This window comes from Streptomyces sp. NPDC002088 (assembly GCF_040296605.1).
GTDB lineage: Bacteria > Actinomycetota > Actinomycetes > Streptomycetales > Streptomycetaceae > Streptomyces.
Window position 1 is genome coordinate 131,708 of record NZ_JBEOXO010000008.1, and the last position, 16,658, is coordinate 148,365.

14 protein-coding genes are annotated in these 16,658 nt (G+C 72.3%); 3 read left to right on the forward strand and 11 right to left on the reverse strand.

Translation table 11 applies throughout. From position 1 onward, the window contains the following. Positions 1-140: 140 nt before the first annotated feature. The 7 genes from pheT to infC all read right to left on the reverse strand — a co-directional run bounded on the left by pheT (position 141) and on the right by infC (position 7,583). The gene (pheT, locus tag ABT114_RS19155; RefSeq protein ID WP_351143980.1) at positions 141-2,657 is read right to left on the reverse strand and encodes a phenylalanine--tRNA ligase subunit beta; all 2,517 of its coding nucleotides are present in this window, start codon (positions 2,655-2,657) and stop codon (positions 141-143) included. Further along, positions 2,657-3,778 carry a phenylalanine--tRNA ligase subunit alpha gene (gene pheS / locus ABT114_RS19160; protein WP_351143981.1) on the reverse strand — a complete coding sequence of 374 codons (1,122 nt, stop codon included), beginning with the start codon at positions 3,776-3,778 and terminating at the stop codon, positions 2,657-2,659. The genes pheT and pheS overlap by 1 nt, the downstream gene beginning before the upstream one ends. A 129-nt stretch (positions 3,779-3,907) precedes the next feature. Beyond that, complete coding sequence (locus ABT114_RS19165; protein WP_351143982.1) at positions 3,908-5,053, reverse strand: sensor histidine kinase; 1,146 nt, start codon at positions 5,051-5,053, stop codon at positions 3,908-3,910. 51 nt (positions 5,054-5,104) lie between these two features. Continuing rightward, on the reverse strand, positions 5,105-5,965 hold the full coding sequence (locus tag ABT114_RS19170; RefSeq protein ID WP_351143983.1) for a TrmH family RNA methyltransferase: 861 nt from the start codon (positions 5,963-5,965) through the stop codon (positions 5,105-5,107). A 131-nt stretch (positions 5,966-6,096) separates the two neighbouring features. Continuing rightward, entirely contained in the window at positions 6,097-6,480 is a 384-nt protein-coding gene (gene rplT, locus ABT114_RS19175; RefSeq protein WP_018549117.1) for a 50S ribosomal protein L20, read from the reverse strand. A 97-nt stretch (positions 6,481-6,577) separates the two neighbouring features. After that, positions 6,578-6,772: a 50S ribosomal protein L35 gene (gene rpmI / locus ABT114_RS19180; RefSeq protein WP_003977225.1), complete on the reverse strand. Its 195-nt coding sequence runs from the start codon at positions 6,770-6,772 to the stop codon at positions 6,578-6,580. A 106-nt stretch (positions 6,773-6,878) separates the two neighbouring features. After that, positions 6,879-7,583: a translation initiation factor IF-3 gene (gene infC, locus ABT114_RS19185; RefSeq protein WP_351143984.1), complete on the reverse strand. Its 705-nt coding sequence runs from the start codon at positions 7,581-7,583 to the stop codon at positions 6,879-6,881. Positions 7,584-7,943: 360 nt separating this feature from the next. On the opposite strand from infC, the gene ABT114_RS19190 reads away from it, so the two are divergent. Further along, positions 7,944-8,321: a DUF1844 domain-containing protein gene (locus tag ABT114_RS19190; RefSeq protein WP_351143985.1), complete on the forward strand. Its 378-nt coding sequence runs from the start codon at positions 7,944-7,946 to the stop codon at positions 8,319-8,321. 37 nt (positions 8,322-8,358) lie between these two features. Here the strand turns inward: ABT114_RS19190 and ABT114_RS19195 are convergent, their stop codons facing one another. Continuing rightward, on the reverse strand, positions 8,359-9,090 hold the full coding sequence (locus tag ABT114_RS19195) for an SseB family protein (RefSeq protein WP_351143986.1): 732 nt from the start codon (positions 9,088-9,090) through the stop codon (positions 8,359-8,361). A 150-nt stretch (positions 9,091-9,240) separates the two neighbouring features. Here ABT114_RS19195 and ABT114_RS19200 point away from each other — a divergent pair, with 150 nt between their 5' ends. Beyond that, positions 9,241-10,242, forward strand: coding sequence for a serine hydrolase (locus ABT114_RS19200; RefSeq protein ID WP_351143987.1), 1,002 nt, complete (start codon positions 9,241-9,243; stop codon positions 10,240-10,242). Between the two features lie 166 nt (positions 10,243-10,408). Here the strand turns inward: ABT114_RS19200 and mycP are convergent, their stop codons facing one another. Together mycP and ABT114_RS19210 are read right to left on the reverse strand one after the other, a co-directional pair. Continuing rightward, positions 10,409-11,593: a type VII secretion-associated serine protease mycosin gene (gene mycP / locus ABT114_RS19205; RefSeq protein WP_351143988.1), complete on the reverse strand. Its 1,185-nt coding sequence runs from the start codon at positions 11,591-11,593 to the stop codon at positions 10,409-10,411. Then, the gene (locus tag ABT114_RS19210) at positions 11,590-12,402 is read right to left on the reverse strand and encodes a hypothetical protein (RefSeq protein ID WP_351143989.1); all 813 of its coding nucleotides are present in this window, start codon (positions 12,400-12,402) and stop codon (positions 11,590-11,592) included. The genes mycP and ABT114_RS19210 overlap by 4 nt, the downstream gene beginning before the upstream one ends. A gap of 1,727 nt (positions 12,403-14,129) precedes the next feature. On the opposite strand from ABT114_RS19210, the gene ABT114_RS19215 reads away from it, so the two are divergent. Beyond that, positions 14,130-15,332, forward strand: coding sequence for an amino acid deaminase/aldolase (locus ABT114_RS19215; protein ID WP_351143990.1), 1,203 nt, complete (start codon positions 14,130-14,132; stop codon positions 15,330-15,332). 27 nt (positions 15,333-15,359) lie between these two features. Here the strand turns inward: ABT114_RS19215 and ABT114_RS19220 are convergent, their stop codons facing one another. Next, positions 15,360-16,640: a haloacid dehalogenase-like hydrolase gene (locus ABT114_RS19220; RefSeq protein ID WP_351143991.1), complete on the reverse strand. Its 1,281-nt coding sequence runs from the start codon at positions 16,638-16,640 to the stop codon at positions 15,360-15,362. Positions 16,641-16,658 lie beyond the last annotated feature (18 nt).

A 16,658-nucleotide genomic window follows, 5' to 3' on the forward strand; every position in this document is an offset into this window, starting at 1 on the left:
TTGAGTGAGGCGGCCGATGGGGGGACGCCCCTATAGGGGCGCGTGACCATGACATATGCGGCTCCGCCGCGCGGGCGCGACCAGCCACGGACGACCCGCAGCCGACGCACTTACCCGGCGGAACCAACTCAGCAGCGGAACTAACTGCGCAGCACCGCTCCCGTGCGCTCAGCGGCCAGCGCAACCGCCGCGTCGCGGGCGGCGGACGCCTCGTCGACCGTCAGCGTGCGGTCCCCGGCGCGGAACCGCAGCGCGTACGCGAGGGACTTCTTGCCCTCGCCGAGCTGCTCGTCGTTCTCGTAGACGTCGAACAGCCGGATGGCCTCCAGCAGTTCGCCGGCGCCGTCGCGCAGCGCGGCCTCGACGTCCGCGTGCGGGACCGACTTGCCGACGACCAGAGCGACGTCCTGCGTGGCGACCGGGAAGGTGGAGATCCTGGGCGCCTGCGGGGTGTCGTTGCCGACCGCCTCCAGAGCGTCCAGGTTCAGCTCCGCCGCGCTGGTGCGGGCGGGCAGACCCAGGGCCTTGACGACGCGCGGGTGCAGTTCGCCCGCGTGGCCGACGATCTTCTCCGCACCGTCCGCGGCGACGACGGCCAGCTCCGCGCAGCGGCCCGGGTGCCATGGCCCCTGCTTGCCGTTGCGGACGACCAGCACGGCGCCGACCTCACGGGCGACGGTCCGGGCGGCCTCGACCGCGTCGGCCCAGTCGGCCGGGCGGCCCTTGCCCCACCAGCCGGCCTGCTCGCGGGCGCCCGCGAGGACGACGGCGACATGGCGCGGCTGCTCGGGCAGCGCCGCGTCGAGCGTCGCGATCTCCTCGTCGGTGGGACGCCGGTCGACGGGCAGGGCGACGGCGACCCGCTGCTCCTCACGCGGGTGGAAGACCAGCCCGGTCTCGAAGAGTGCCAGGTCGTGCGAGCCGCGGCCGTCGTTGCGGCGCAGCGCGCCGAGCAGGCCCGGCAGCAGCGACGTACGCAGCGCGGGCTCCTCGTCGTTGAGCGGGTTGATCAGCTTCACGACCCGGCGGACCGGGTCGTCGGCGTCGAGACCGAACTGGTCGAAGACCTGCTCGCTGATGAACGGGTAGTTCGGCGCCTCGACGTAGCCCGCTCCGGCCAGCGCCCGGCCGACGCGGCGGTGCAGCCGCTGCCGGTCGGTCAGGCCACGGCCCGACGGGGGCTTGGGCAGCGTGGAGGGCAGGTTCTCGTAGCCCTCCAGGCGGATGACCTCTTCGGCCAGGTCGTTGGGCTCGGTCAGGTCGGGCCGCCAGGACGGCACGGTGACGATGAGTTCGTCCTGCCCGTACACGTCGCAGCCGATCTCCTGGAGACGGCGTACGACGGTCTCGCGGCCGTAGTCCACGCCCGCGACCTTGTCCGGGTGGCTGGCCGGGACGGAGATGGTGCGGGGCGCGGACGGCGCGATGACCTCGGTGACGCCCGCGTCGGCCGTACCACCGGCCAGCAGCACCAGCAGGTCCACCGTGCGCTGGGCGGCGGCGGACGCGGCCTGCGGGTCGACGCCGCGCTCGAAGCGCTTGGACGCCTCGGAGGACAGCTTGTGGCGGCGGGCCGTACGGGCGATCGCGACCTGGTCGAAGTGCGCGGCCTCGATGACCACGTCCGTCGACACGTTCTCGACGTCGTCGTGGTCGGCGATCTCCGTGTTCGCGCCACCCATGACGCCGGCGAGCCCGATCGGGCCACGGTCGTCCGTGATCACCAGGTCCTCGGCGTGCAGCTTTCGCTCGACGCCGTCGAGGGTGACGATCTTCTCGCCCTCCTCGGCCCGGCGCACGCCGATGGTGCCCTGGACGAGCGAGCGGTCGTACGCATGCAGCGGCTGGCCGAGCTCCATCATCACGTAGTTCGTGACGTCGACGGCGAGCGAGATCGGGCGCATGCCGACCTTCTGCAGGCGGCGCTGCAACCAGATCGGGGAGCGTGCCTCGGGGCTCAGGCCGGTGACGGTGCGCGCGGTGAAGCGGTCGCAGTTGACGGGGTCGGAGACCTTCACGGGGTAGCCGAACGCGTTCGGGCCCGGGACGTCGAGCAGCGCCGGGTCGCGCAGCGGCAGGCCGTAGGCGATGGCGGTCTCGCGGGCGACGCCGCGGATCGACAGGCAGTCGCCGCGGTTGGCGGTGACGGCGATGTCGAGGACCTCGTCGACCAGCTCGAGCAGCTCGATGGCGTCCTTGCCGACCTCGGTCTCCGGCGGCAGCACGATGATGCCGTGGCTGCCGTCGGCGCCCATGCCCAGCTCGTCGCCGGAGCAGATCATGCCGTGGGAGGTCTTGCCGTACGTCTTGCGCGCGGCGATCGCGAAGTTGCCCGGCAGCACGGCGCCCGGCAGCACCACGACGACCTTGTCGCCGACGGCGAAGTTGCGGGCGCCGCAGACGATCTCCTGGGGCTCGCCGGTGCCGTTGGCCTGGCCGACGTCGACCGTGCAGAAGCGGATCGGCTTCTTGAAGCCCTCCAGCTCCTCGATGGTCAGCACTTGGCCGACGACGAGCGGGCCCTTGAGGTCGGCGCCGAGGTGCTCGACGGTCTCGACCTCCAGACCGGCCGAAATCAGCTTGTCCTGGACGTCACGCCCGGTTTCGGTCGCCGGCAGGTCGACGTACTCCCGCAGCCAAGAAAGCGGGACCCGCATCAGATCTCCATCCCGAACGGCCGGGTGAACCGGACGTCACCCTCGACCATGTCTCGCATGTCTTCGACGTTGTGGCGGAACATCAGCATCCGTTCGATGCCGAACCCGAAGGCGAAGCCGCTGTACTTCTCCGGGTCGACGCCGCAGGCGGTCAGCACCTTGGGGTTGACCATGCCGCAGCCGCCGAGCTCGATCCAGCCCTCGGACGAGCAGGTGCGGCAGGGCCGGTCGGGGTTGCCGACGGACTCGCCGCGGCAGACGTAGCACACCATGTCCATCTCGGCGGACGGCTCGGTGAACGGGAAGAAGTTCGGCCGCAGCCGGGTCTTCATGCCCTCGCCGAACAGCGACTGGACCATGTGGTCCAGGGTGCCCTTGAGGTCGGCCATGGTCAGGCCCTCGTCGACGGCGAGCAGCTCGACCTGGTGGAAGACCGGGGTGTGGGTCGCGTCCAGCTCGTCCGTGCGGTACACACGGCCGGGGCAGATCACGTACACCGGCAGCTCGCGCTGCAGCAGGGAGCGGATCTGCACGGGCGAGGTGTGCGTGCGCAGCACCACGCCGGACTCGGTGCCGCCCTCGGGGCCCTGCACGAAGAACGTGTCGGCCTCGCCGCGGGCCGGGTGGTCCGGGCCGATGTTGAGCGCGTCGAAGTTGAACCACTCGGCCTCGACCTGCGGGCCCTCGGCGACCTCGTAGCCCATGGCCACGAAGACGTCCTCGATGCGCTCCGAGAGCGTGGTGAGCGGGTGCCGGGCGCCGGCCGGTACGCGGTCGTGGGGCAGCGTGACGTCCACGGCCTCCTCGACCAGCACCCGGGCGTCGCGCTCGGCCTCCAGCTCGACCTGGCGGGCGCCGAGGGCCTTGTTCACGGCGCCCCGGGCCTGGCCGACCAGTTTGCCGGCGGCGGCCTTGGCGTGCGGAGGCAGGGCGCCGATCTCGCGGTTGGCGAGGGCCAGCGCCGAGGTGCCCCCGGTGTGGGCGACCTTGGCCTCCTGGAGCGCGTCGAGGGAGCCCGCTGCGGCGAAGGCGGCGAGCGCCTCGTCCCGCATACGCTCGATCTCTTCCGGTTTCAACGCCTCGACCTCGACAGGGTCGTACGACTTATTCGGTGCCGACATCTCTTCCCGTGCTTCCGATTGGCTGGCTGAAGGTCCCCGTCATCGACTCAGAGGCCCGTCTGTGGGACACAAAGGTGCCAAAGGCCGAGTCTAACGGGGTGGAGGTGTACGAATGCGCCCGCGGGCTGCTCAGGCGAGATACGCCGGGGCGCCCACGGGCAACGTAAATCGGAATTCGGCGCCGCCGCCGGGGGCGCGGCCGACCGTGATGGTGCCGCCGTGGGCCTCGACGATGCCCTTGACGATGTACAGCCCGAGGCCCGTGCCGCCGCGCTTGCTGCCCCGCCAGAAGCGGGTGAAGACGCGGTTCATGGACTCCTCCGGGATGCCGAGCCCCTCGTCGCTCACCGTGACCGATGTGGCTGTGATCTCATCGGCCTCCCCTTCGCGGGGGGACGCCGAGGGCGTGACGTCAATGGTGACGGTTCCCTCGCCGTGACGCACTGCATTTTCCAGCAGGTTGCTGAGCACCTGGTCGACCTTGTCGGGGTCGGCCCACAGGGCGGGCAGCGGCTGCTCGATGCGCAGCAGGAAGCGGTCGGCGGGCTGGCCCGCGGCGACATAAGCCTGGATGTGCCGTCCGACGGCCGCGCCGATGTCGACGGGCTGGCGGCGCAGCTCCAGCCGCCCGGAGTCGATCCGCGAGATGTCGAGCAGCTCGGCGATGAGTCGGGTGACCCGGTCGGCGTCGGCGTCGACGGTTTCCAGCATCAGCCGCTTCTGGTCGTCGGTGAACCGCTCCCACTTGGCCAGCAGGGTGGCGGTGAAGCCCTTGACGGAGGTCAGCGGCGAGCGCAGCTCGTGGGCGACGGTCGCGATGAGTTCGGCGTGGCTGCGCTCGGTGCGGCGGCGGGCCTCTGTGTCACGGAGGGTGACGACGACGCGGCGGACGGGCCCGGTCGGTTCCGTGCGGACGTACCGCGCGGACACGAGCACTTCCCGTCCGCCGGGCAGCAGCAGATTGCGCTCGGGCTGGCGCACCCTGATGGACAGCCCGCCGTACGGGTCGGTCAGCTGCCACCAGCGTCGCCCTTCCAGGTCCTCCAAGGGCAGTGCTTTCTCGAGCCGCTGCCCGAGTGCGTCCGCGGCGGCGGTGGCGGTGATGCGCTGGGCGGCGGCGTTGAAGCAGATGACGTGCCCGTGTTCGTCGGCGATCACGAGGCCGTCGGGCAGTTCGTCGGGATCGATGCCGAGTTCGGCGAGGTCACCGCAGCGGGGCGCGGGTGTGCGTCGCGCCTGCCTCGCTCCCGGTGCGCTGCTCGTGCCGACACTCATCCCCGTACCCCACCTCTCAGACGGCAGTGGGTCCCCGAGCTGGTCACCCTACTAGCTCTCGGTGACGGAGCGGCACCCTCCGGAGGCGCGCTGTGCACGGGCCGACGCATAGAGACATACGGCGGCCGCGGTGGCGAGGTTCAGGCTCTCGGCCTTTCCGTGGATCGGGACGCGCACCACGGCGTCCGCGAGCGTGCGGGTCTCCTCCGGGAGCCCCCACGCCTCGTTCCCGAACACCCACGCGGTGGGCCCGCCCATGGTGCCCTTGTCGAGCTCGTCGTCCAGGTCGTCGGTACCGGCGCCGTCGGCGGCGAGGATACGGACGCCGGCGTCCTTGAGTCCCGCCACGGCCTGCTCCACGGGTACGCCGACGGCGACCGGGAGGTGGAACAGGGAGCCGACGGAGGCACGCACGGCCTTGGGGTTGTACAGGTCGACGGAGGCATCGGTCAGGACGACCGCCTCGGCGCCGGCGGCATCGGCGCAGCGAAGCACTGTCCCGGCGTTGCCGGGGTCACGGACGTTGGCGAGGACGGCGACGAGCCGGGGGCGGGCGCCGAGGATCTCCTCGAAGGGGGTGTCGAGGAACCGGCAGATCCCGACGAGTCCCTGCGGGGTGACGGTCGTCGAGATGTCCTCGATGACCTGCTCGTCGGCGAGGTGGATCCGGGCGCCGCCGGTACGGGCCTGGCCGACGATGTCGGCGTACCGCTCCGCGGCCTCGACGGTGGCGAACACCTCGACGAGCGTGGGCAGGCCACCGGCCTCGTGCCCCGCGGCCTCCCGCACTGCCTGCGGCCCCTCCGCGAGGAACAGCCGCTCCTTCCCCCGGAAGTTCCGCTTGGCGAGCCGCCGCGCGGCGGAGACGCGGGGTGAGCGGGGGGAGATCAGCTCGGGGGCGGCGGGAGGCATGGGGTTCACCTTCGGAAGTTCAGGGGTTCTTGTTCGCTCCGCTACAGCAGCCGCACAGACAGAGTCGGACCCGCAGGCTTCTTCAGCCTGCGGGTCCGATCACGTCACGTCCGGCTCAAGCCAGCGCAGCGTCACGCAGCCTTCGGCGCGTTCACGTCCGCCGGCAGCGCCTTCTGGGCGACCTCGACGAGCGCGGCGAACGCACCGGCGTCGTTGACGGCCAGCTCGGCCAGGATCTTGCGGTCGACCTCGACGTTCGCGGCCTTCAGACCCTGGATGAAGCGGTTGTACGTGATGCCGTTGGCGCGGGCAGCGGCGTTGATGCGCTGGATCCACAGCTGGCGGAAGTCACCCTTGCGCTTCTTGCGGTCGTTGTAGTTGTAGACCAGCGAGTGGGTGACCTGCTCCTTGGCCTTGCGGTACAGGCGCGAGCGCTGACCGCGGTAGCCGGAGGCCGCCTCGAGGATCGCCCGGCGCTTCTTGTGGGCGTTGACTGCCCGCTTGACGCGTGCCACTTTTTAACTCCTTGTAGCGGGGCCGTGGTTGGACTCACACGGCCCGGAATCGATTGGGTCCCGGTCCAGACGTACGACGCTCAGTGGCGCCCGTACGTCACTTGCCGAGAAGCTTCTTGATCTTCGCGGCGTCGCCCGGGGCCATCTCGGCGTTGCCGGTGAGGCGACGCGTCACACGGGACGACTTGTGCTCGAGCAGGTGGCGCTTGCCGGCGCGCTCACGGAGCACCTTGCCGGAGCCGGTGATCTTGAAGCGCTTGCTGGCACCGCTGTGCGACTTGTTCTTCGGCATAGCGCCGTTCTCTCCTCGTCGGTGGCGCTCCGGTGCCCGGTCGTTAAACCGGGCACGGTGGAGCGTCGCTTGTTTCGGTTACATCCTGGGACTCACGTCCCGGGGATCACGCCTCGGCGTGCTCCTCGGCGGGCGCCTCGGTCTCGACGTCGGCCTCGACATCGGTCTCGAGCTCGGCGTCGGTGTCAGCAGGGTTCTGCGAGCGACCGGGGTTGGCCTTCGCTTCCGCCTTGCGGGCTTCCTGCGCCTGCCGGGCCTCGGCCATCGCCTCGGTCTTCTTCTTGTGCGGACCGAGGACCATGATCATGTTGCGGCCGTCCTGCTTCGGGTTCGACTCGACGAACCCGAGGTCCTGGACATCCTCCGCGAGACGCTGCAGCAGTCGGTAGCCCAGCTCGGGGCGGGACTGCTCGCGACCACGGAACATGATCGTGATCTTGACCTTGTCGCCCTGCTTGAGGAACCGGACGACGTGACCCTTCTTGGTGTCATAGTCGTGCGGGTCGATCTTCGGCCGGAGCTTCATCTCCTTGATGACCGTGTGCGCCTGGTTCTTGCGCGCCTCACGGGCCTTCATGGCCGACTCGTACTTGAACTTCCCGTAGTCCATGAGCTTGCACACGGGCGGACGGGCGTTCGCCGCGACCTCGACCAGGTCCAGGTCGTACTCCTGCGCAAGCTCCAGTGCCTTGGCCAGCGGGACAATGCCCACCTGCTCGCCACTGGGACCGACAAGTCGCACCTCGGGAACGCGAATCCGGTCGTTGATGCGGGGCTCGGCGCTGATGGATCCTCCTCGGTAGCACCACACGGCGGTCTGGCGGACAGCCGCGTAACGTCTCTGTTCGTTAGACCTAACCGCGCCGAAGCACAAAAAATGCCCCGGACGATCACAGGCGGGGCTCCTCGAACTACCGGAACACCGCCGCGGTGAACGCGGGGCGCACTATCGGGCGGACCGCCGTCACAATGGATGGCGCCGCCTGACCGGTGACCCGCCGCCCCGGAGGACGGTCAGGTGGGAGTTCGAAGCCTCCACTTGTAGGTCGGGCCCGTCTGCCATAGGCATGCGTGTCCGACCGGTCGTTACACAAGGTTAGCAGCAACGGCCAGGAACGGCTAATTGAGGCCAAGTAGGGCCGCGTCCCGCCCGGCACCTATCGTGTGGGGCATGAGTGAGACCTCCCCCTCGGACACCCCCGAGACCCCCGGCACGACCGACTTCGACGCCATGACCCGCGACATCGCCGAGGTCCCCGCGGTCGAGGTGATCGTGACGGTCGCCGTCAACCTGATGAGCGCCGCCGCCGTGAAGCTCGGTCTGACCGAGGAGGGCGACAAGTACAAGGACCTGGACGAGGCCCGCAAGCTGGTGCACGCCCTCGGCGGTCTGCTGGACGCGAGCGCGACCGAGATCAGCTCGTTCCACGCGGCGCCGCTGCGCGACGGCCTGAAGTCGCTGCAGCTGGCGTTCCGCGAGGCGTCGATCGTCCCGGACGAGCCGGGGCAGGGCCCCGGCGAGAAGTACACCGGACCGATCTACGGCTAGTTCGGCTGCTTCGGCCGACAGCCGGGATACGGCAACTTCATCCACGTACGTACAGGGGCTCGCCCGGTGGCGTCGTCCCGGCCGGCAGCAGTGCCAGGTCGAGGCCGCGCACCAGGCGGGCCCTCAGTGTCTCGTCGGCGGCCAGCCGCCGGGCGACCGCCCGGGCGGCCTCGGCCGGGGGCGCGGCCGGGTCCAGTACGAGGGCGAGGGTGCCGTCGGCCGGCCCGGGCCCGAGGTGGGCGCGCAGTACGGCGGGCTCGGCGGCCACCACGGCGCGTACCGCCTCGACGACGGCCGGGTCGGCGATCGGGTCGGTCGTCGTACGGCCCTCGGCGAGCGCCAGCAGCGCCGGTCCCGTCAGCTCGTACGGCACCGGACCGGCCAGGTCCAGCACGACCGTGTCCGCCTTCTCGTGCGCCGCGGCCTGGAGGGCCTGGTGCAGGGGTACGGCCACGGGGCGGGCCTGGGGATCCCAGCGGGCCAGCGAGTCGGTGGACGTGAAGGCCGGGAGGGCGGTGCGGTGGCCCGCCTTCAGGGTCGGTACGGCCATGTCGCTGGTCTTCTCGCGGCGCAGCCCGTTCTCGTCCTCCTCCACCTCGCCGAGCACGGCGACGACGGGGACGAGCAGCCGGGCACCCTTGAGCGCCTCCAGGACGGGCGCCACGGCGGTGCGGTCCTCGGCCCAGGCGGCCAGCGCGGCGCTCAGCCGGGGGTCGGCGGAGCCGTCGTCGTCGGAGAAGCCAGGGTCGGGAATGTTCTTGTTCGCCACGGTCACCGACCCTATAGGGGGGATGCTGTTGCGCTTGTGCGGCCCCGGAAACCAGACGGACACAAGATTCACGGATTTCTCATATTTCCCTGACGAAGCTCTTACTTTCGTCTAACGGCCCGCACAGTCGCCGCCCCGAGCATCGCGGGCATGGAGTCCTCCAGAGCCCGCCAACGCCGCCGCGCTCGTCCGTCACGGCGCCGCCCCCTTCTTTACACCGCACTCGTCTCGGTCGCCATCGTCGGCGGTACGGCCGCGGGCACCGTGTACGTCAAGGCGAAGGCGCACTCGGGGACGAGCGCCGTATCGTCGTCGGCATCGCCGTCGGCCACGTCCTCGCCCTCGGCGGACGGGGAGGCATCGGTGGAACCCGTGGCGGAGCCGGCGGTGGACCGCGAACAGTTGCTGGCCGACGCGCTGGCGTCGGTGACCGTGCCGGACGGCGCGAAGGTGTCGGCGGCGGTGCTGGACCTGGAGTCCGGGGAGAGCGCCACGTACGGCGGCGCCGCCTTCGACACGGCAAGCATCGTCAAGGTCGACATCCTGGCGACACTGCTGCTCCAGGCGCAGGACGCGGGCCGGCATCTCACCACCGCGGAGAAGACGTACGCCACAGCGATGATCGAGAACAGCGACAACACCTCCGCGTCGGCGCTGTGGCGGATCATCGGCAAGGCGGCCGGGCTCGACGCCGCGAACGAGCGTTTCGGGCTGACGGACACCGCGGGCGGCGACGACATGCTGTGGGGGCTGACCCAGACCACGGCCGCCGACCAGCTCACGCTGCTCCAGCAGGTCTTCGGCGACGACTCGGAGCTGAGCGAGGCCTCGCAGACGTACATCCAGGGGCTGATGAAGCAGATAGAGGCCGACCAGCACTGGGGTGTGTCGGCCGCGGCCGACGGCTCCGAGTGGGCGCTGAAGAACGGCTGGTTGGCGCGCAGCACGACCGGGCTGTGGGACGTCAACAGCATCGGGCGTGTGACGGTCGACGGCCACGACTACCTGGTGACCGTCCTGTCCAACGGCAACGTGACACAGGCGAAGGGCATCTCGCTGGTCGAGGCGGCGGCGCGGGCGGCGCTCTCGGCGTTCACGGGCGGCGACGGTACGTCGGCCTCGGCGTCTGCCTCTGCCTCTGCCTCCGACTAGGACCCGTCCGGCCGGGCGGTCCGGCGCCTGAGCGCTCCGCTGGAAGCGCGGTGACGAACCCGCGGGCCGGTGGCGGCTGGTCGCGCCCACGCGGCGGAGCCGCACATCGACACAGCCCCGCGCCCCTCACGGGGCCCGCTACCGCACCGGACTTCGACAAGGCCGCTCAGAAGCCGTCGTGGTGCCGCGACTCGCGGCGGCCCCGCCACATCACGACCGCGACGACCAGCAGCACTCCCCCGGTACTGCCCGCCAGCGGGCCCGCCCAGCTCGACGCGTCGTCGTCCGCCCCGGCGGTGTCCGGTCCCGGGCCGAAGTACTTCTCGCCGTACGACGCGGCCCGCAGGCCCTCCGGATCGAGGCGGGCGGCGGCCTTGAGGGCGGCGGCCGGATCGATGAAACCGAAGCCGCGGGAGTCGTCGCGGCCGCTGCTGGGGGCGTCGCGGGCGGTGTCCTCGAGGAGTTTCTTGATCTGGGCCGGGGTCAGGCCCGGGTGGGCCGCCTTGATGAGGGCCACCGCGCCGGAGACGAAGGCGGAGGCGGCGCTCGTGCCCCAGCCCTGGTAGTACTTGTGGTCCGGGTCGGCGATGACGACGTCGACGCCGGGGGCGCTGACGGTGGCATACCAGCGGCGGGTGGAGAAGGACGCGCGGGTGCCGTAGCGGTCGACGGCGGTCGCGGCGATGACGCCCGGGTAGGCGGCCGGGTAGGAGATGTGGTCGCCCTTCTCGCCGCCGTTGCCGGCCGAGGCGACGACGACGGCGCCCTTCTTGAGGGCGTACTGGACGGCCTCGTCCTCGCTGGGCTCCGGGTGCGCGGAGGCGGAGTCGTCGCCGAGGGAGAGGTTGATGACGTCGGCGCCGTGGTCGGCGGCCCAGCGGATGCCCTCGGCGAGGGCGTTGCCCCGGGTGCTGCGGGCCTTGGCCCGGGAGGGGTCGCCGTCCTCGAGGATGACGCGGACGGGGAGGATCTTGGCCTCGGGGGCGATGCCCATGACGCCGTCGGCGTCGCCGGCGCCGTGTCCGTGGCCGGCGATGATCCCGGCCATCGCGGTGCCGTGCCGGGCCCAGGTGGGGTCGCCGGGCCCGGCCCCGAAGCCGACCAGGTCCTTGCCGGTCAGGACGTTGCCGGTGAGGTCGGGGTGGTCGTCCTCGACGCCGGTGTCGAGGACGGCGACGGTGATGCCCCTGCCCTTCGTGGTCTGCCAGGCCTGCTGGGTGTGCATGGCGTCCAGGGCCCACTGCTGGGCGCGGATGCCGTCGGCGTGCGCGGGGGTGGCCGGCACGAGGGCGAGGGAGGCGGCGAGGAGGCAGCTCACGAGCCCGGCGCGATGTGTCGTACGGCTGCTCATGAGGACGCCTTCGTGGCCGCGCCGGCGGTCTCGCGGAAGGCGCGTTCGATGCGGTCGGCGAGACCCTGGGCCTCGTTGCCGAGACCAGCCTGTGCGGGGGCCGTGGTGGCGCCGGACTGCATGGCGTCCGCCGCGGGCTGGGGCGCGTCGACGGTGCGGCCGTCGGCCCAGCCGGAGACGGCGAAGACGACGACGGGGGCGTCCGTGAGTACGGAGATGGTCCACGAGGCGCGCTGTTTGTCGCCGAAGGCGGCGGCCATGGTGTCCTTCGCGGCGTACGGGCGGGGCATGAGGTCGGTGCGGCGGTCGAGGCCCTCCTTCTGGAACCGGGTGTCCAGGGCGCTCATGGCGGCCGCGTCGGCCTTGGTGAAGAGCAGGCCGACGGTGGTGACGTAGCTCCGGGTCGCGTCCGTGTAGGTGGCGCGCAGCAGGCGCTGGCAGCCGGCGGGGGCGAGTGCCTTGCGCAGGAGCGGGTCGAAGGCGTTCTGGCAGCCGCTGTCCGGGGCGACGGCGATCCGCGTCCAGGTCCGGTCGGCGCCGCCCGGACCGGCTCCCGTCCCCAGCACGGTGGGCGGGAACAGTTGGTCGACGGGGATGCTGTGCCACAGGTCGGCGGCCGCCGTGAAGGTGTCCCGAGCCTTGTCGTCCCCGGAACCGCCGGTCAGCCAACTGCCCGTCACGGCACCACCGATGAGCCCGAGCCCGAGCACCAGACAGACGCCGACGGCGGCGGTACGGAGCCGCGGCCGCGCACCGATCGGCCGTGGCCGCACCCGCTCGTCGTACCCTTCCGGCTCCCCGAACGTCACGACGGGCCGATCCGCACCGAGCGTTCCACCCGGCGTCATGGCACTCCAGGAGAACGCCGGGTCCGGTACCAGGGGGGCGGGAGCAACGGGGGCACCTGCGGCGCGGGGCGGCGCGCTAGGCGACGGCACGGCGGAACCGGCGGGAGCGGGGGGCGTCCGCACGTCGCGCACGGCTCCGGCGGCACCGGCCCGGTCCCGCTCGGATCCACCCTGGGGGACGGCACCGGGCCGGGACGACAGGGGACCGGACTGCGGCGGTGACACGCCAGGGGGTACGGCTCCGGAACCGGGGCGGCTGAAGGCGTCGGCGAACGTGGGGCCGGGGCGGGTGTCCGGGCGGGGCGGGACGGCCCTGGAACCAGGGCCGCTGAAGCCGCCGGCAGAGGAGGCGCCGGGCCGACCGTCCGGACGCGGCGGGACGACCCCGGAAGCAGGCCGGTTGGAGGCATCGGCCGACGAGCCACCGGGCCGAGCGTCCGGACGTGGCGGCACAGCCACGGAATCAGGGCGCCGGAAGGGCTCCGCGGGCGTGGAGGTGCCAGGGCGAGCCTCCGGACGCGGCGGGACGGCGGTGGTGCCGGGACGGCTCGGCAGTGCTGTGGGTGTGGAACCCCGGTTGGTGTCCGGCTCGGGCTGGGGGGCCGGGGGAATCGGGCGGAGGCGGGCAGTCGTCTCCGACGGCGCCTCAAACGGTGCGCCGGTGCGCCTCGGCTGCGCCATGGGCCGGTGGCCGGGCCGCGGCGGCACACCGCCCGACGCGACGGCACCGGTGCCGTCGCGCTGCGGCTCACGGCCGGCACCCTGCGTCGTGGCCTCGTGCCAAGCCTCACGGCCGGCGCCCGGGCCCGTACCGTCGCGCCCTGCCTCACGGCCCGCGCTCACGGACGCGCTCCCGCGCCGAGCCGCAGGACCCGCACCCTCAGCCGTGCCGTCACGCCGCGCCTCACGGCCCGTGGCGGACGGGGCGTCCGGGAAACGGGCCGAGCCGGCCGGCGGGGTGTCCGGGAAACGGGCCGATGCTGCCGGTGGAGGCGAAGTCGTGGGGTCACCGAGTCGTGAGGGGGCGGACCGAAAGCTCGGGAAGCGCACCCCGGTCTGCGAGGAACCGGACACGGAAGGACCCGCCCCGGTCGCGTCGCCACCGTGTGTGCCCGGCGCCCCGGAGTCCGACCGCGCGGAAGCCGACGGGCCACGCATAGCGCCCGACGAAGCGCCGAAGCCCTCGGACGCATCGCCCGACGACGCCCCCGACCCCCTCCCAGGACCCTCTGACGCACTGCCCGGCAAAGCCCCCGACCGCGCCCCGGGACCCTCCGATGCGCCGGCTGACGAGGCGTTGCCCGGGGTCGTGTCGGGCTCGGGCGGTGTGCCCTCGTTCACCGGATCGCCGGAGGGGGGCGTCGTGGGGCGTGGGGGGATGGGAGCGCGGCGCGCTTCCGTGCTCATGCACCCCCCGTTTCCTCGTACCCGGGCCGTCGTTCTCGTGCGCGGGCCGCTTTCGTGCTCGCGCCCCGGTCTGCCCGGTACGGATTCGTTCGCCTCGGGCACGCATACCCGCACGGAGGGACCGCCATCCCGGCGCGGACCTGCGACCGGAGTCGATCCTCTGTGCGTGCGCGTCACTCTACGGCTTGTTCAGGGGCGAACGGGAACCAGTCCACGACGCCGGGGCATCTGCCCGGAACGTCCCCCTACCCTGCGGTAATCCTGTCTGGCAGGCTTCGTTCATGACTGCGCGCGCCGCCGACCGGGCCCGTTACGACCGGGCCACCGCCCATCTCGACGCCCCCCTCGCGATCGTGGACCTGGACGCCTTCGACGCCAACGCGGACGACCTCGTCCGCCGGGCCGGCGGCAAGCCGATTCGGGTCGCCAGCAAGTCCGTTCGCTGCCAGGCCCTGCTCGAACGCGTCCTCGCGAAGGACGGCTTCGCGGGCATCATGTCCTTCACCCTCGCCGAGTCCCTGTGGCTGGCGCGCTCCGGATTCGACGACATCCTGCTCGCCTACCCCTCCGCCGATCGCACCGCATTCGCCGAACTGACCGGCGATCCCAAGCTGGCCTCCGCCGTGACCGTGATGGTCGACGACCCCGCCCAGCTCGACCTGATCGACGCCGCGCGCTCCGGCGGGAGCGAAGTCGTGCGCGTCTGCCTGGAGTTGGACACCGCCCTGAAGCTGTTCGGCGGCCGGGTGCGGGTCGGGGCCCGCCGTTCCCCGCTGCACTCCCCCGCGCAGGTCGCCGACATGGCCCGCGCGGTGACCCGGCGGCCGGGGTTCAAGGTCGTCGGGATCATGGCGTACGAGGGTCACGTCGCCGGTGTCGGGGACGCGGTCGCCGGTCGGCCGCTGCGCTCCCGTGCCGTACGGCTGATGCAGGCGGCCGCCCGCCGGGAGCTGGCCGAGCGGCGCGCCGAGGTCGTGCGCGCGGTCCGGGCCGTCGTACCCGGCCTGGAGTACGTCAACGGCGGTGGCACCGGCAGCGTGCAGCACACGGCGGCCGAGGACGCGGTCACCGAGATCGCGGCCGGCTCCGGGCTGTACGTACCGCGGCTGTTCGACAACTACACGTCCTTCAGGGGGCGTCCGGCCGCCCTCTTCGCCCAGCCGGTGGTGCGGCGGCCGGGGGTCGGGGTCGTGACCGTCCTGGGCGGCGGCTACCCCGCCTCGGGCGCCGCGGGGCCGGACCGGCTGCCGGTGCCGTATCTGCCGGAGGGGCTGCGCTACGACCCCCAGGAGGGGCCCGGCGAGGTGCAGACCCCGCTGCTCGGCTCCCCCGCCGACGACCTGCTGGTCGGCGACAAGGTGTGGTTCCGGCACGCGAAGGCCGGTGAGCTGTGCGAGCGGTTCGACGTGCTGCATCTGATCGAGGGGGACGCGGTGACGGCGACCGCGCCGACATACCGCGGCGAGGGCCACACCTTCCTGTAGATCGGCTTCCCGCACGGATCAGTTGGCTCAGTACACGGTGTCCCGCTGGTCGGGGACGACCGAGCCGTCGTCCCGCAGGAGGGGCCGCCCGCTTCCGTCGGGTGCGGTGTAGGCGGTCGTCGAGCACGGGTACGGGTCCGGCCTGCGCGGGAGCGGGCCGAGGAACATCGGGGTGACCAGCCAGCGGCCGTCGGCGTCGTCGTACGCGCGGCACATCAGCTCGGGTTTGTTGCGGTTGACGACGAGGTGCGCGCCGGTCGCGTCGCCGACGAAGGTGACGTCGGTGTCGGCGTCGCCGCCCGCGATCGCCGGCCGCTGCGGCCACGGCTGCCTGCGCCAGGCGGCGGCGCCCTGGACGCCGTAGACCTCCTGGTTGAGCCGGCAGCGTTTGCCGTCGATGTACGGGATGGCCTCGCCGCGGGTGGCGGGGATGCCGCCGCAGCCCTCGTTTCGGGTGGTCATACGGCCGTGGCGGTCGAGGACCGAGCGGATCGCGAGGGTGTGCGCGGGGTCGACGCCGATGCCCCGGGACCAGACCTCGGTGATCGGTTCGGAGCCCGCCGAGACGATGTAGACGTCGAATCCGGCCCGTTGGAGCGTGCGGACGAGGTCACGCTGCTGGTCGTAGTAGCGGACGTAGGCCGGGACCGTGTGGGTGCCGAGGGTGCGGGTCGCGCCGACGGGGGCCGCGAGGGCCTCGCGGCGGGCGGCTCGGGCGTACGCGGAGAGTTGGGCGGGGGTGTGTCCGGCGAAGAGCTGGGGCACCCAGGCGTACTGCGGGACGGTGCGGCGGTGGTTCCAGGTGCCGGCGAAGGCCGGGGCGCCGGTCATGGTCGTACCGTGCTCGCGGATCTCGAGGATCTCGTCGGTGCAGCGGGGCTGGGCGGCGGTCGGCAGGGCTGCGCCCTCCGGGACGCCGGTGCCGCAGGCTTCGGTCAGGGCCCGGTCGGCGGCGGGTGTGAGCCACTGGCTGGTGTCCGTCCAGCGGGCCGGGCGCAGGATCCTGTCGTGACGCAGGGCCCAGGAGAGGGTGGCGTCGGTGACGTCGTTCTTGGTGATCGTGTTGTCCCAGTCGAAGGCGGCGACCGGGCGGGCGGGGACGTCTTCGGTGCTTCCTTCGGTACCGCCTTCGGGCCCGGCACAGGCGCCGCGTTCGTCGATCACCCGCTGGAGGCGGTCGCGGGCGTCGCCGTACCAGGGGGCGGTGAGACGGGGGCAGCGCGGGTGGGAGGTCGCCGCGCCGGGGGCGGTGGGTGCGGCCGCCAGGGTGGCGGCCGCGGCCAGGGTCCACGCGAGAAGGTGTCGCATACGCGTGGACCGTACCGT

Excerpts from the sequence above, each read along its gene's own strand:
- pheT (WP_351143980.1), bottom strand. The coding sequence starts at position 2,657 with ATGCGGGTCCCGCTTTCTTGGCTGCGGGAGTACGTCGACCTGCCGGCG.
- ABT114_RS19190 (WP_351143985.1), top strand. The coding sequence starts at position 7,944 with ATGAGTGAGACCTCCCCCTCGGACACCCCCGAGACCCCCGGCACGACC.
- ABT114_RS19165 (WP_351143982.1), bottom strand. The coding sequence starts at position 5,053 with ATGAGTGTCGGCACGAGCAGCGCACCGGGAGCGAGGCAGGCGCGACGC.
- mycP (WP_351143988.1), bottom strand. The coding sequence starts at position 11,593 with ATGAGCAGCCGTACGACACATCGCGCCGGGCTCGTGAGCTGCCTCCTC.
- ABT114_RS19215 (WP_351143990.1), top strand. The coding sequence starts at position 14,130 with ATGACTGCGCGCGCCGCCGACCGGGCCCGTTACGACCGGGCCACCGCC.
- rpmI (WP_003977225.1), bottom strand. The coding sequence starts at position 6,772 with ATGCCGAAGAACAAGTCGCACAGCGGTGCCAGCAAGCGCTTCAAGATC.
- pheS (WP_351143981.1), bottom strand. The coding sequence starts at position 3,778 with ATGTCGGCACCGAATAAGTCGTACGACCCTGTCGAGGTCGAGGCGTTG.
- ABT114_RS19220 (WP_351143991.1), bottom strand. The coding sequence starts at position 16,640 with ATGCGACACCTTCTCGCGTGGACCCTGGCCGCGGCCGCCACCCTGGCG.
- ABT114_RS19200 (WP_351143987.1), top strand. The coding sequence starts at position 9,241 with ATGGAGTCCTCCAGAGCCCGCCAACGCCGCCGCGCTCGTCCGTCACGG.
- ABT114_RS19170 (WP_351143983.1), bottom strand. The coding sequence starts at position 5,965 with ATGCCTCCCGCCGCCCCCGAGCTGATCTCCCCCCGCTCACCCCGCGTC.